This is a genomic window from Streptomyces sp. NPDC050759, assembly GCF_044456945.1.
GTDB lineage: Bacteria > Actinomycetota > Actinomycetes > Streptomycetales > Streptomycetaceae > Streptomyces.
The window spans coordinates 599,611-613,545 of record NZ_JBITGI010000004.1 but is presented as its reverse complement, the minus strand read 5'-3'; the positions used below and the strand labels follow the sequence as shown (position 1 = coordinate 613,545).

The following is a 13,935-nucleotide window of genomic DNA, read 5'->3' as shown; positions in this document are numbered from 1 at the left end:
TCCTAGTCCACGATCGCCTCGTGGACCAGCCGCTTGAGGTCGGGGAACAGCTTCAGTGTCTTCGGGCGCACCTGGGTGTAGAACTGCACGGTCAGATCGCGGCCCGGGTCGACCCAGAAGGTCGTGGACGCCGCCCCGCTCCAGCCGTAGGAACCGAGGCCGGAAGGGGCCTGGGTGCGGGCCGGGTCGATCACCACGGAGACGCCGAGGCCGAAGCCGACGCCGTCGTTGCCGGGCTCGTCGTGGGCGGGTTTGGCGCCGAAGGTGCGCAGGTCGGCGCCGCCCGGGAGGTGGTTGGAGGTCATCAGGTCCACCGTCTCGGCGGACAGCAGACGGGTGCCGTCCAGTTCGCCGCGGCGGCGCAGCAGCTCCGCGAAGCGGTGGACGTCGTACGCGGACGCCACCATGCCACCGCTGCCGGACAGCAGGCGGGGGCGGCCCCGCAGCGGCAGGCCGGGGACCGGCTCGATGGTGCCGTCGTCCTTCTCGCCGTACAACTCCGCGAGCCTGTGCGCCTGTTCGTCGGGCACCCAGAAGCCGGCGTCGGTCATCCCGAGCGGCCCGAGGACGCGCTCGGCGAAGAAGGCGTCGAGGGTCTGGCCGGACACGATCTCGATGACCCGGCCCAGGACGTTGGAGGCGACCGAGTAGTTCCACTGCGTGCCCGGCTCGAACTGCAGCGGCAGGCTCGCGTACACGGCGACGGTCTCGGCGAGGTCCGAGCCCGGCAGCACGGACGACTCCAGGCCGGCCTCGCGGTAGAGGGCGTCGACCGGGTGGCAGTGGTAGAAGGCGAAGGTCAGACCGGCGGTGTGGGTCATCAGATGCCGGATCAGGATCGGACCGTCGGCCGGGCGGGTGGTCAGGCTCTCGCCGGAACCGTCCACGTGGACCCGGGGCTCCGCGAACGCCGGGAGATACTCGGCGACCGGGTCGTCCAGCGACAGCCGTCCCTCCTCCACCAGCAGGAGGGCGGCCACCGAGGTGACCGGTTTGGTCATCGAGTAGATCCGCCACAGCGTGTCGGCCTCGACCGGCAGGCCGGCCGCGAGGTCACGGTGGCCGTGCGTGGTGAGGTGGGCGACGCGTCCGCCGCGGGCGACGGACACCAGGAAGCCGGGCATCCGGCCCTCGTCGACGTAGTGGGCGAAGTGCTGGTCGAGGCGGTCCAGCGCCTTGCCGTCCAGCCCCACCTCAGCGGGATCGACCTCTTGCCGAAGCTGTGCCATCGTTCTCCTCCGTCGCCGTCCGTCGAGGTGCGGACCGATATACCCGGCCAGGACCACCTCAGACATCATCGTCGCTCAGGAAACCGCGGCGAGCCGCGGGTCGGCGGCGAATCGCCGGTCGCGGGAATGCCGGGTGCGGCCGGGCCGGTTGATCGAGGTATGACTCAGGATGCGACGCAGGACGCACTGCTCCGGCTGCTCTCGGAGGGCCACGGCGGGGTGCTGGTCACCCTCAAGCGCGACGGCCGGCCCCAGCTGTCGAACGTCAGCCACGCCTACTACCCCGACGAGCGGGTCATCCGGGTCTCCCTGACCGACGACCGCGCCAAGACCCGCAACCTGCGCCGGGACCCGCGCGCCTCGTACCACGTGACGACGCCGGACCGATGGGCGTACACGGTCGCCGAGGGCACGGCCGACCTCACCCCCGTGGCGAACGACCCGCACGACGACACGGTCGAGGAACTCGTCCGTCTGTACCGGGACGTCCAGGGCGAACACCCCGACTGGGACGACTACCGCGCGGCGATGGTCCGGGACCGGCGGCTGGTGCTGCGGTTGCGGGTGGAGCGGGCGTACGGGATTCCGGCCCGGACGGACGGTTCGGGGGAGTAAGAACCCTCGACAGCGGTCCGCGCACCCCGGCCGCCCCTGAATCCGGCCGGAGTGCGCGGTGGTCTGTTCTTTTCTGCTTGTTTGTGCCGATGTTCTTGCTGGAAAAGTCGTCTGTCAACGGGGAAGGGGTCACCATGACCGTCAACGGCCGCAGCCACATCCGTATCGCCCGCCCGTCCCGGGACCTGGCCGCCGCCGAGCGGTTCTGGGTCGAGGGGCTCGGCCTGGGTGTCGTGTGGCGTGCCGAGGGCGGCCCGGAACCCGGCGAGCACGACCTGCTGATGCTCGGGTGGCCGGACGCCGGCTGGCACCTGGAACTCGTCCACGAGCAGGGCCACCCGGTCGAACCCCGCCCCACCGACGAGGACCTGTTGGTGATCTACGTCGACGGGCCCGTACCGGAGGACCTCGTGGCCCGCCTCGAGGCCCACGGCGGCAAACGGGTGCTGTCGCCGAACCCGTACTGGAACGAGTGGGGCGTCACGGTGGAGGACCCGGACGGGTACCGGCTGGTGCTGTGCACGCGGGGCTGGTCGAACGCGTAGGCGCCCCGAACCGGGCAGGCCCGAGCCCCCGGTGCCGGCAGGGCGCCCGGGGGCTCGACGTGGGGGAGAGCGGAAGGGGGAGGGTCAGGCCGTCACCTTCTCCGGGCGGGGCACCTCCCGGGCGGTGCGGGAGCCGAGGTCCTCCGTGGGGACCCTGTGGGTCTCGCGGGCCGTCAGGGCGGCGATCAGCGGGGGGACGCACAGGGCCGCGGTGAAGAGGGCCACCGAGGACCAGTCGGTGCCGTCGGGGCCCGCGATCTGTGCCGCGAAGGTGACCGCGAAACCCGCCACCGCGAAACCGATCTGGGTGCCGATCGCCATGCCCGACAGCCGGACCCGGGTGGAGAACATCTCGCCGTAGAAGGACGGCCAGACCCCGTTCGCTGCGCTGTAGACGACGCCGAAGGCGACGATGCCGAGCAGCAGCGTCAGCGGGTAGTTGCCCGTGGAGATCGCCCAGAGGTAGAGGAACATCGTCACCGCGCTGCCCGCCGCGCCGATCAGGAAGACCGGACGCCGGCCGATGCGGTCCGACAGCGTGGCCCACAGGGGGATCGCGGCAAGCGCGACGAGGTTGGCCAGCGCGCCCACCCACAGCATCGAGGAACGGCTCATCCCGACCGCGTCGCTCGTCGCGTAGGCCAGTGCCCACACCGTGAAGATCGTGGAGACCGAGGCGATCAGCGCGCCCCCGATCACCCGCAGCACGTCCGCCCAGTGCTCCCGCACCAGGACCACCAGCGGAAGCTTCGGGACGCCCTCGGAGGCGGCCTGCTGCTCGAACGCCGGTGTCTCGGCCAGCTTGCGGCGTATGACGAAGCCGACCACGGCGACGGCCACGCTCAGCCAGAACGGCACCCGCCAGCCCCAGGACAGCAACTGGTCCTCGGGCAGCGCGGCGACCGGCAGGAAGACCAGGGTGGCGAGCAGCTGACCGCCCTGGGTGCCGCTGAGCGTGAAGCTGGTGAAGAAGCCCCGCCGGTGTGCCGGCGCGTGTTCCAGGCTCATGGAGTTGGCGCTGGCCTGCTCACCGGCCGCCGAGATGCCTTGCAGGACGCGGCACAGGACCAGCAGGACCGGGGCGAGGGTGCCGACCTGGTGGCGGGTGGGCAGACAGCCGATGAGGAAGGTCGACAGGCCCATCAGGATCAGCGTGAAGACCATGATCTTCTTACGGCCCACCCGGTCGCCGACATGCCCGAGGAAGAGCGCGCCGACCGGCCGGGCCGCGTAGGCGACACCGAACGTGGCCAGCGACAGCAGGGTCGCGGTGGCCGGGTCGGACTCGTCGAAGAACACCTTCGGGAAGATCAGGGCTGCGGCACTGCCGTAGATGAAGAAGTCGTAGTACTCGAGGGCGCTGCCGATCCAGGCGGCGGTCGCCGCCTTCTTCGGTTGCCCGACGGCTTCGGCGGGGACGGACACGGGGGTGCTCCTTCGGGGGGACTCCGGGAGCTATCCAGTTAATTAACCCACTGGATAGTTAGTAGCGGTTGCCGAGGATGGTGCGCCCGCGCATCCCGGGTGTCAAGGGGTCCGGACGTGCCGGGTCAGTCCGCCGCGCGGTCCGCCGTCAGGTAGGCGATCACCATGTCCCCCAACATGGTCCGGTAGTGCTCCCGCTGCTCGGCGGCGACCAGATCACGCCCGAACAGCGCGCCGAAGGTGTGCCGGTTGGCGACCCGGAAGAAGCAGAACGAACTGATCATCGCGTGCAGGTCGACCGCGTCCACATCGGCGGTGAACAGGCCGGACTCCTGCCCCGAGGCCAGGATGCGGCGGATCACGTCGAGCGCGGGCGAGCCGATCTTCCCCAGCTTCTCGGAGGCGGCGATGTGCTCGGCCCCGTGGATGTTCTCGATGCTGACCAGGCGGATGAAGTCCGGGTGCTGCTCGTGGTGGTCGAAGGTCACCTCGGCCAGCCGCCGGATCGCCGCCACCGGGTCCAGGTGCTCGACGTCCAGCTCCTGCTCGGCCTCGCGGATCACGCCGTACGCCCGCTCCAGGACGGCCGTGAACAGCTGCTCCTTGCCGCCGAAGTAGTAGTAGATCATCCGCTTGGTGGTGCGGGTGCGGGCGGCGATCTCGTCGACGCGGGCGCCGTCGTAGCCGGCCCGCGCGAACTCCTGGGTCGCCACGTCGAGGATCTCGGCCTGGGTGCGGGCGGCGTCGCGGATCCGCCCGTTCGGTCGTGCCGGTTCGTCGACGCTGGTCATCGGGTTCCTTCGGGAGTGCGGCCGGTGCCGCAGATTCTAGAAGGCGCGGCCGGAGTCTTCCCCGGGCGGCAGCCCGGCTGATATAGCTAACGTACTGGTTCGTACATTAGCGCTCGTCTCAGGAGGTCCGCGTGGCCAAGGACTCGTTTCTCGTCGGACTGATCGGCGCCGGCATCGGCCCCTCGCTGAGCCCGGCGCTGCACGAGCGGGAGGCGGACCGGCAGGGCCTGCGCTGTCTGTACCGGCTCATCGACATCGACGTGCTCGGGGTGCGCCCCGAGGCGGTCGGCGATCTGGTGCGGGCCGCCCGTGACCTGGGCTTCGACGGGCTGAACATCACCCACCCGTGCAAGCAGCTGGTCATCGGGCACCTGGACGCGCTCGCCCCGCAGGCCGAGGCGCTCGGCGCGGTCAACACCGTGGTCTTCGAGAACGCCCGGGCGACCGGCCACAACACCGACGTCACCGGTTTCGCGGCGTCCTTCGCGCGCGGGCTGCCCGACGTACCGCTCGAACGGGTCGTGCAGCTGGGGGCGGGCGGCGCGGGGGCGGCCGTCGCCCACGCCATGCTCACCCTGGGCGCCGGGCGGGTCACCGTCGTCGACGCGCTCGCCGACCGGGCCGCGGAGCTCGCGGCGTCGCTGAACCGTCACTTCGGCGAGGGCCGGGCTGCCGCGGCCGCCCCCGACCGACTGCCGCGGCTGCTCGCCGACGCCGACGGCCTCGTGCACGCCACCCCCACCGGCATGGCTGCCCACCCCGGCCTACCGTTCCCGGCCGACCTGCTCCGCCCCGAACTGTGGGTCGCCGAGGTGGTCTACCGCCCGCTGGAGACGGAGCTGCTGCGGACCGCCCGTGCGCTCGGCTGCGCCACTCTGGACGGGGGAGGGATGGCCGTCTTCCAGGCCGTGGACGCGTTCCGGCTGTTCACCGGGCGGGAGCCGGACGCGTCGCGGATGCTCGGGGACATCGCGGAACTCGCGGGCGTGGTCGGCGCCCCCAAGTAAGCCGTGATCACTGGCGGTTGACGGTGCGTGTCACACCGGCGAAGACCGTCGTCGCCAGGATCCAGCCCGCGATGACCAGCGCGTACGACAGCGACTGGTACCACCCCTGCGGGGCGAAGGCGCCCTCCTGGCCGAAGGAGATCACCGGCAGCAGCAGGTCGAGGGTGTAGAACAGCGCGTTGAAGTGCGGGGCCTCGTCCGCCTTGAGCGGGGGCGGGTGGTGGAGGCCGTAGGCGACCGTGCCGACGGCGAGCAGGGAGACCAGCCAGACGCAGGCCCGCAGGGGGTGGAAGCCGTAGCCGACGGTGGCGTCCTGGACGTGTCCCCACAGGCGCCCGTACCAGGCGAGGGTGGCGCGGTGGCGGCGCTGCTTGGCGAGCTGGACCCGTCGTGCGGCGCGGTCGTCGCCGATGCGGCGGTAGGCGGCGGTCAACTGCTCGTAGGCGTGCGGGACATAGCCCTCACGGTCCCGCTCCAGCATCGGCAGGCGGTGCTCCGGCGGTTCCTGCGGGGTGAGTGAGGTGTAGACGAGCCCGTTGAACTGGACCTCGTGCGGGACCACCTGCGGTTCCAGGAAGAGCTCGTCGATCTGTGCCCGGCGCAGCGTGAGCGTGCCCTCGATGGGAGGACCCTTGCGCAGCCAGAGCTCCCCGACGTTGCAGCTGCTCGCCCTGAGCGCCGCGTCGCCCGGGTTCGACAGGTGTGCGTACGACAGGTCGAGACGGCCGGCGATCCTGGCGCCGCGCAGGCCGATCCAGCCGAACGTGACAAGCCGCCGCATGTGGAGGTCGGTCTCCACGTTCAGCGTCTGTGCGTCGAGAACCAAGGCGCCGGGATTGCTGAGGCGGGCGTCGTTGAGGTTGACCGATCCGGCGACCGAGGCGCCGTTGAGGCGAACCTCTCCGTGTGCCCGCAACCCCGGGGCCCACAGGTCGGCGCCGATGGTCACATGGTTGAGGTAGAGCGCGGGCTCCCCGGTGTCCGCCCCGGTGATCTCGGCCCGCTCCAGGAAGAGCCCGCCGCCGATCTGCGCTCCGCCGAGGCGGATCGGTCCGTGCACCTTGCAGTCCGTGAGCCGCAGTACCGCCTCCACCTGCACTCTGACGGCGTTCAGCCCGGGAAGCACCGAACCGCTCAACCGCAGGTGCCGCAGACGAGAGCCGTACAGTTCGGGCACGTCGTCGAAGTAGCAGTGACCGAGCCGTACGGCACGGTCGGCCTCGCCGTGCTGCAGGTTCAGCACACCTGCGATGCGGGCGCCCGCCACGCGCAGGGCCGGTATCTCCCCGTCCTCCTGCGGGCCGTTGAGCAGGAGGGCTCGCAACACGGTTGCCCGGACCGTCCGTTCGGCGCCCCAGCCGGCACCGGCCGTCACGTCCTCGTCCTCCGCCGTACGGAAGTCCACGGCCTCGCCCTTCGGGAAGGCGCGCCACACCCGCAGTTCGGCCGGGGTCAGGTTGTCGATCTCCATCAGCCGTGACTCTCCAACGCACACGTCACGGTGTCAACAGGCCCTTCCAGCGACGACGGCCCGGGAGTCCGTGCTCCCGGGCCGTCGACAACTGCCGTGCTAGACCCTGGTGTTCCACTCCGCGATCACCGGACGGTCGTGTTCCGTCGACAGCCGGCTCACCGTCCCGGTCGCCAGCTGGAACAGCCGGCCGTCCGCCGGGGCGAGCCCGAGCCTGCGCGCCGTCAGGACCCGCAGGAAGTGGGCGTGGGCCACGAGGACCACGTCGCCGTCGGGGAGGGCGGCGTCCACCCGGGCCAGCACCAGGTCGGCCCGGCGGCCGACGTCCTCGGGGGACTCGCCGGGGTGCCCCTCCGGGCCGGGCGGGACCCCGTCGGTCCACAGGTACCAGTCGGGGCGGGTGCGGTGGATCTCGACGGTGGTGACGCCCTCGTAGGCGCCGTAGTCCCACTCGTGGAGGTCGGGGTCGGTCAGGGCCCCGGTGATGCCCGCCAGTTCGGCGGTGCGTATCGCGCGGCCCAGCGGACTGGTCAGCGCGAGCGAGAAGGTCCGGCCCGAGAGGAGCGGAGCGAGTGACTTGGCCTGTTCCTCGCCGTGCTGGGTGAGGGGCAGGTCGGTCCAGCTGGTGTGCTGTCCCGACACGCTCCACTCCGTCTCGCCGTGGCGGACCAGGAGAAGATCCCCCACGGCGCGCCTACTTCTTCGCTTCGACGGCGTGGCCGCCGAACTGGTTGCGCAGCGCCGCGATCATCTTCATCTGCGGGGAGTCGTCCTGGCGGGACGCGAACCGCGCGAAGAGGGAGGCGGTGATCGTCGGCAGCGGCACCGCGTTGTCCACGGCCGCCTCCACGGTCCAGCGGCCCTCGCCGGAGTCCTGTGCGTACCCCTTCAGCTTGTCCAGGTGCTCGTCCTGGTCGAGGGCGTTGACCGCGAGGTCGAGCAGCCAGGAGCGGATGACGGTCCCGTCCTGCCAGGAGCGGAACACCTCCCGGACGCTGTCCACCGACTCGACCTTCTCCAGCAGCTCCCAGCCCTCGGCGTAGGCCTGCATCATGGCGTACTCGATGCCGTTGTGGACCATCTTGGAGAAGTGCCCGGCGCCGACCTTGCCCGCGTGGACATAGCCGTACGGCCCCTCGGGCTTGAGTGCGTGGAAGATCGGCTGCAGCCGGTCCACGTGCTCCTTGTCGCCGCCGACCATCAGGGCGTAGCCGTTCTGGAGGCCCCACACGCCGCCGGAGACACCGGCGTCGACGAAGCCGATGCCCTTGGCGCCCAGCTCCTCGGCGTGCTTCTCGTCGTCGCTCCAGCGGGAGTTGCCGCCGTCGACCACGGTGTCCCCGGGGGAGAGGAGGTCGCCGAGCTCGTCCACGACGGACTGGGTGGCGGCGCCGGCGGGGACCATCACCCATACCGTGCGCGGCGCTTCGAGCTTGTCGACCAGCTCCGACAGGCTCGCCACGTCGGAGAGTTCGGGGTTGCGGTCGTAGCCGATGACGGTGTGGCCGGCGCGGCGGATGCGCTCGCGCATGTTGCCGCCCATCTTGCCCAGGCCGATGAGGCCGAGCTGCATCGCTGTCATGTCAGAGCACTTCCTTCAGTTCACGGTAGGCGGCCACGAGGGCGGTGGTGGAGGAGTCGAGGCCGGGGACGTCGGCGCCCTCGGTCAGGGCGGGTTCGACGCGCCGGGCGAGGACCTTGCCGAGCTCGACGCCCCACTGGTCGAAGGAGTCGATGTGCCAGATCGCGCCCTGGACGAACACCTTGTGCTCGTAGAGGGCGACCAGCTGGCCGAGGACCGAGGGGGTGAGCTCCTTGGCCAGGATCGTGGTCGTGGGGTGGTTGCCCTGGAAGGTGCGGTGCGCCACCTGCTCCTCGGCCACACCCTCCGCGCGGACCTCCTCGGCGGTCTTGCCGAAGGCGAGCGCCTGCCCCTGAGCGAACAGGTTGGCCATCAACAGGTCGTGCTGTGCCTTGAGTTCGTCGCTCAGCTCGTCGATCGGCCGGGCGAAGCCGATCAGGTCGGCCGGGATGAGCTTGGTGCCCTGGTGGATCAACTGGTAGTAGGCGTGCTGCCCGTTGGTGCCGGGCGTGCCCCACACCACCGGGCCGGTCTGCCACTCCACCGGGTTGCCGTCACGGTCCACCGACTTGCCGTTGGACTCCATGTCCAGCTGCTGGAGATACGCGGTGAACTTCGACAGATAGTGGGAGTACGGCAGTACCGCGTGCGACTGGGCGTCGTGGAAGTTGCCGTACCAGATCCCCAACAGGCCCAGGAGCAGAGGGGCGTTGGCCTCGGCGGGCGCGTTCTGGAAGTGCTCGTCGACGATCCGGAAGCCGTCGAGCATCTCCCGGAAGTGGTCCGGACCGATGGCGATCATGAGGGAGAGGCCGATCGCCGAGTCGTAGGAGTAGCGGCCGCCGACCCAGTCCCAGAACTCGAACATGTTGTCCGGGTCGATGCCGAAGTCCGTGACCTTCTCGGCGTTCGTCGACAGGGCGACGAAGTGCTTGGCGACGGCCTTGTCGTCGCGGAGTCCGGCCGGGCCGTCGAGCAGCCAGGTGCGGGCCGAGGTGGCGTTGGTGATCGTCTCGATCGTGGTGAAGGTCTTGGACGCGACGATGAACAGGGTCTCCGCCGGGTCCAGGTCCCGCACCGCCTCGTGCAGGTCGGCGCCATCCACGTTGGACACGAAACGGAAGGTCAACTCCCGTGCCGTGAAGGCGCGCAGGGCCTCGTACGCCATCGCGGGACCGAGGTCCGAGCCGCCGATGCCGATGTTGACGACGTTCTTGATGCGCCTGCCGGTGTGGCCGGTCCACTCGCCGGAGCGGACCCCGTTCGCGAAGTCGCTCATCCTGTCGAGCACGGCGTGCACCCGCGGCACGACGTTCTCCCCGTCCACCTCGACCACCGCGTTGGCGGGGGCGCGCAGCGCGGTGTGCAGCACCGCCCGGTCCTCGGTGAGGTTGATCCGCTCGCCGCGGAACATGGCGTCCCGCAGCCCGAACACGTCGGTGGCGCCGGCCAGTTCCTGGAGCAGGGCCAGCGTCTCGTCGGTGATCAGGTGCTTGGAGTAGTCGATGCGCAGATCACCGACGCGCACCACGTACCGCTCCGCGCGCCCGGGGTCCGTCGCGAACAGCTCACGCAGATGGGGGGTGCCCTCGGCGCGGTGGTCCGCCAGCGCGGTCCACTCGGGGCGGCGCGTCAGCTTGGGAGAGTCAGACATGAGAGGGGGTCTCCTTGGTGGCCTCGCCCCGCAGAGCGACGGCGTACATCTCGTCCGCGTCGAGGCGCCGCAGCTCCTCGGCGATGAGTTCGGAGGTGGTGCGGACCTTCAGCGCGAGGGTGCGGGAGGGCTGGCCCGGCAGGGACAGCGTGGCCAGCGGGCCCTCGGGACGGTCGATGACGACCTCGCCGTTCGCGGTGCCCAGGCGGACGGCCGTGACGACCGGACCGGCGGTGACCACGCGGTCGATCTTCACCTTCAGCCGCGCCTCCAGCCAGCGCGCGAGCAGCTCGGCGGCCGGGTTGTCGGCCTCGGCCTCCACGGCCCCGGAGATGATCTCCGCGCGGGCCTGGTCCAGGGCCGCCGCGAGCATCGAGCGCCACGGGGTCAGCCGGGTCCAGGCGAGGTCGGTGTCGCCGGGCGCGTAGGAGCGGACCCGGGTCGCGAGGACGTCGAGGGGGTTCTCGACGGCGTACAGGTCGGTGATCCGGCGCTGGGCCAGCGCGCCCAGCGGGTCCTTCGAAGGGTTCTCCGGCGCTTCCACCGGCCACCACACGACGACCGGGGCGTCCGGCAGCAGCAGCGGCAGCACGACGGAGTCGGCGTGGTCGGAGACCTCGCCGTAGGTCCGCAGGACGACCGTCTCGCCGGTGCCGGCGTCGGCGCCCACCCGGACCTCGGCGTCGAGGTGCGAGTTGGTGCGGTCGCGCGGGGTGCGGGCGTGCCGCTTGATGACGACCAGGGTGCGCGAGGGGTGCTCGTGCGAGGCCTCCTCGGCCGCCTTGATCGCGTCGTAGGCGTTCTCCTCGTCCGTGACGATCACCATCGTCAGGACCATGCCCACGGCCGGTGTGCCGATGGCGCGGCGACCCTGCACCAGCGCCTTGTTGATCTTGCTTGCCGTGGTGTCGGTCAGGTCGATCTTCATGGCCTGCGCCAGCTCCGTCCGTCTCGTGCGAGCATCTCGTCGGCTTCCTCGGGTCCCCAGGTACCCGACGCGTACTGCGCCGGACGGCCGTGGTTCGCCCAGTGCTCCTCGATCGGGTCGAGGATCTTCCAGGACTCTTCCACTTCCTGGTGGCGGGGGAACAGGTTGGCGTCCCCGAGAAGGACATCCAGGATGAGCCGCTCGTAGGCCTCCGGGCTGGACTCGGTGAACGACTCGCCGTAGGCGAAGTCCATCGTCACGTCCCGGATCTCCATCGAGGTGCCCGGCACCTTCGACCCGAACCGGACCGTCATGCCCTCGTCCGGCTGCACCCGGATGACGATCGCGTTGGAGCCGAGCTCCTCGGTGGCCTGCGAGTCGAAGGGCGAGTGCGGGGCCGTCTGGAAGACGACCGCGATCTCGGTGACCCGGCGGCCGAGCCGCTTGCCGGTGCGCAGGTAGAAGGGGACGCCCGCCCAGCGGCGGTTGTCGACGTTCAGCCTGATGGCCGCGTACGTGTCCGTCGTGGAGGCCGGGTCGATGCCCTCCTCCTCCAGATACCCGACCACCTTCTCGCCGCCCTGCCAGGCACCCGCGTACTGCCCGCGCACGGCGTGCGCGCCGATGTCCTCCGGCAGCTTCACGGCCCTGAGGACCTTCAGCTTCTCGGTGAGCAGCGACTCGGCGTCGAAGGCGGCCGGCTCCTCCATGGCGGTGAGGGCCATGAGCTGGAGCAGGTGGTTCTGGATGACGTCACGGGCGGCGCCGATGCCGTCGTAGTAGCCCGCGCGGCCGCCGATGCCGATGTCCTCGGCCATCGTGATCTGCACGTGGTCGACGTACGACCGGTTCCAGATCGGCTCGTACATCTGGTTGGCGAAGCGCAGCGCCAGGATGTTCTGGACGGTCTCCTTGCCCAGGTAGTGGTCGATGCGGAAGACCTGGTCCGGCTCGAACACGTCGTGCACGAGGGCGTTGAGCTCGCGGGCGCTCTTCAGGTCGCGGCCGAACGGCTTCTCGATGACCGCGCGCCGCCAGGAGCCCTCGGGAGCGTTCGCCAGCCCGTGCTTCTTGAGCTGCTGGACGACCTTCGGGAAGAACTTCGGCGGTACGGAGAGGTAGAAGGCGTAGTTGCCGCTGGTGCCGCGGGCCTTGTCCAGCTCCTCGACGGTCTGGCGCAGCTGCTTGAACGCCGTGTCGTCGTCGAAGTCGCCCGGGATGAACCGCATCCCCTCGGCGAGCTGCTGCCAGACCTCCTCACGGAACTCGGTCCGCGCGTGCTCGCGCACCGAGTCGTGCACGATCTGCGCGAAGTCCTCGTCCTCCCAGTCCCGGCGGGCGAAGCCGACGAGCGAGAAGCCCGGCGGCAGCATGCCGCGGTTGGCGAGGTCGTAGACGGCCGGCATCAGCTTCTTGCGGGACAGGTCGCCGGTGACGCCGAAGATGACGAGTCCGGACGGTCCGGCGATCCGGGGGAGACGCCGGTCGCGCTCGTCGCGCAGCGGGTTCTCCCAGTCGGCGGTGACGGTCATTCCGCGTCAACTCCCTTGCTGTTCAGCGACTTCGTGACGGCGTCCAGCAGGTCCTGCCAGGCCACCTCGAACTTGGCGACGCCCTCGTCCTCCAGCTGCTGCACGACCTCGTCGTACGAGATCCCCAGCGCCTCCACGGCGGCCAGGTCGGCGCGGGCCTGCGCGTAACCGCCGGTCACCGTGTCGCCGGTGATCCCGCCGTGGTCGGCGGTGGCGTTCAGCGTGGCCTCCGGCATGGTGTTGACCGTGCCGGGCGCGACGAGGTCGTCGACGTACAGGGTGTCCTTGTAGGACGGGTCCTTCACACCGGTCGAGGCCCACAGCGGACGCTGCTTGTTGGCGCGGGCGCCGCCGAGGGCGGTCCAGCGCTCGCCGGAGAAGACCTCTTCGTAGGCCTCGTAGGCGAGCCGCGCGTTGGCGAGCGCCGCCCTGCCCTTGAGCGCGAGGGCGGCGTCCGTGCCCAGCACCGTCAGACGCTTGTCGATCTCGGAGTCGACGCGGGAGACGAAGAAGGAGGCGACGGAGTGGATCGTGGAGAGGTCGAGGCCCTTCTTCGCGGCCTTCTCCAGGCCGGCCAGGTAGGCGTCCATGACCTCGCGGTAGCGCTCCAGCGAGAAGATCAGCGTGACGTTGACGCTGATCCCGAGGCCGATGACCTCGGTGATCGCCGGCAGGCCCGCGGTGGTCGCCGGGATCTTGATCATGACGTTCGGGCGGTCGACGAGCCAGGCGAGCTGCTTGGCCTCGGCGATCGTCGCGCGGGTGTCGTGGGCGAGGCGCGGGTCGACCTCGATGGAGACCCGGCCGTCCCGGCCGCCGGTGGCGTCGTACACCGGACGCAGCACGTCGGCGGCGGCGCGGACATCGGCCGTGGTCATCATCCGTACGGCCTCGTCGACCGTGACGCCCCGGGTGGCGAGGTCGGTCAGCTGCTCCTCGTAGCCCGCTCCCGAGCCGATGGCGGCCTGGAAGATGGAGGGATTGGTGGTGACGCCGACGACGTGCTTCGTCGCTACGAGTTCGGCGAGGTTCCCGGACTCGATCCGCCCCCGCGACAGGTCGTCCAGCCAGATGGAGACGCCCTCGTCGGAGAGGCGCTTGAGTGCTCCCGCGGTCGCGGTCGCTTCGGTCACAGTGATCATCTTCTTTCTGGCGG

General features: G+C 70.6%; 13 protein-coding genes. 3 read left to right on the top strand and 10 right to left on the bottom strand.

What is annotated here, in order from left to right:
• Window positions 1–2: 2 nt before the first annotated feature.
• Window positions 3–1,229: a serine hydrolase domain-containing protein gene (locus ACIBJB_RS16350; RefSeq protein ID WP_398930904.1), complete on the bottom strand. Its 1,227-nt coding sequence runs from the start codon at window positions 1,227–1,229 to the stop codon at window positions 3–5.
• 159 nt (window positions 1,230–1,388) lie between these two features.
• On the opposite strand from ACIBJB_RS16350, the gene ACIBJB_RS16345 reads away from it, so the two are divergent.
• Entirely contained in the window at window positions 1,389–1,844 is a 456-nt protein-coding gene (locus ACIBJB_RS16345; protein ID WP_398930902.1) for a PPOX class F420-dependent oxidoreductase, read from the top strand.
• 134 nt (window positions 1,845–1,978) lie between these two features.
• Window positions 1,979–2,389: a VOC family protein gene (locus tag ACIBJB_RS16340; RefSeq protein WP_398930900.1), complete on the top strand. Its 411-nt coding sequence runs from the start codon at window positions 1,979–1,981 to the stop codon at window positions 2,387–2,389.
• 84 nt (window positions 2,390–2,473) lie between these two features.
• On the opposite strand, the gene ACIBJB_RS16335 is transcribed toward ACIBJB_RS16340, so the two are convergent.
• Window positions 2,474–3,814 carry an MFS transporter gene (locus tag ACIBJB_RS16335; RefSeq protein WP_398930898.1) on the bottom strand — a complete coding sequence of 447 codons (1,341 nt, stop codon included), beginning with the start codon at window positions 3,812–3,814 and terminating at the stop codon, window positions 2,474–2,476.
• Window positions 3,815–3,939: 125 nt separating this feature from the next.
• Window positions 3,940–4,605: a TetR/AcrR family transcriptional regulator gene (locus ACIBJB_RS16330; protein WP_069760480.1), complete on the bottom strand. Its 666-nt coding sequence runs from the start codon at window positions 4,603–4,605 to the stop codon at window positions 3,940–3,942.
• Window positions 4,606–4,736: 131 nt separating this feature from the next.
• On the opposite strand from ACIBJB_RS16330, the gene ACIBJB_RS16325 reads away from it, so the two are divergent.
• The gene (locus ACIBJB_RS16325; protein WP_398930896.1) at window positions 4,737–5,612 is read left to right on the top strand and encodes a shikimate dehydrogenase; all 876 of its coding nucleotides are present in this window, start codon (window positions 4,737–4,739) and stop codon (window positions 5,610–5,612) included.
• 7 nt (window positions 5,613–5,619) lie between these two features.
• Here the strand turns inward: ACIBJB_RS16325 and ACIBJB_RS16320 are convergent, their stop codons facing one another.
• The 7 genes from ACIBJB_RS16320 to tal all read right to left on the bottom strand — a co-directional run bounded on the left by ACIBJB_RS16320 (window position 5,620) and on the right by tal (window position 13,921).
• Complete coding sequence (locus tag ACIBJB_RS16320; RefSeq protein ID WP_398930894.1) at window positions 5,620–7,083, bottom strand: membrane-associated oxidoreductase; 1,464 nt, start codon at window positions 7,081–7,083, stop codon at window positions 5,620–5,622.
• A gap of 99 nt (window positions 7,084–7,182) precedes the next feature.
• Window positions 7,183–7,770, bottom strand: a complete 588-nt coding sequence (locus ACIBJB_RS16315) for a histidine phosphatase family protein (RefSeq protein WP_398930892.1) — start codon at window positions 7,768–7,770, stop codon at window positions 7,183–7,185.
• A 7-nt stretch (window positions 7,771–7,777) separates the two neighbouring features.
• Window positions 7,778–8,656: a phosphogluconate dehydrogenase (NAD(+)-dependent, decarboxylating) gene (gnd, locus tag ACIBJB_RS16310; RefSeq protein WP_398931027.1), complete on the bottom strand. Its 879-nt coding sequence runs from the start codon at window positions 8,654–8,656 to the stop codon at window positions 7,778–7,780.
• 10 nt (window positions 8,657–8,666) lie between these two features.
• Complete coding sequence (gene pgi / locus ACIBJB_RS16305; protein ID WP_398930890.1) at window positions 8,667–10,319, bottom strand: glucose-6-phosphate isomerase; 1,653 nt, start codon at window positions 10,317–10,319, stop codon at window positions 8,667–8,669.
• Window positions 10,312–11,247, bottom strand: a complete 936-nt coding sequence (gene opcA / locus ACIBJB_RS16300; protein ID WP_398930888.1) for a glucose-6-phosphate dehydrogenase assembly protein OpcA — start codon at window positions 11,245–11,247, stop codon at window positions 10,312–10,314. Before opcA ends, pgi begins: the two co-directional genes overlap by 8 nt.
• On the bottom strand, window positions 11,244–12,779 hold the full coding sequence (zwf, locus tag ACIBJB_RS16295) for a glucose-6-phosphate dehydrogenase (RefSeq protein ID WP_266392182.1): 1,536 nt from the start codon (window positions 12,777–12,779) through the stop codon (window positions 11,244–11,246). Before zwf ends, opcA begins: the two co-directional genes overlap by 4 nt.
• Window positions 12,776–13,921, bottom strand: a complete 1,146-nt coding sequence (gene tal, locus ACIBJB_RS16290) for a transaldolase (protein WP_398930885.1) — start codon at window positions 13,919–13,921, stop codon at window positions 12,776–12,778. Before tal ends, zwf begins: the two co-directional genes overlap by 4 nt.
• Between the last annotated feature and the right edge of the window lie 14 nt (window positions 13,922–13,935).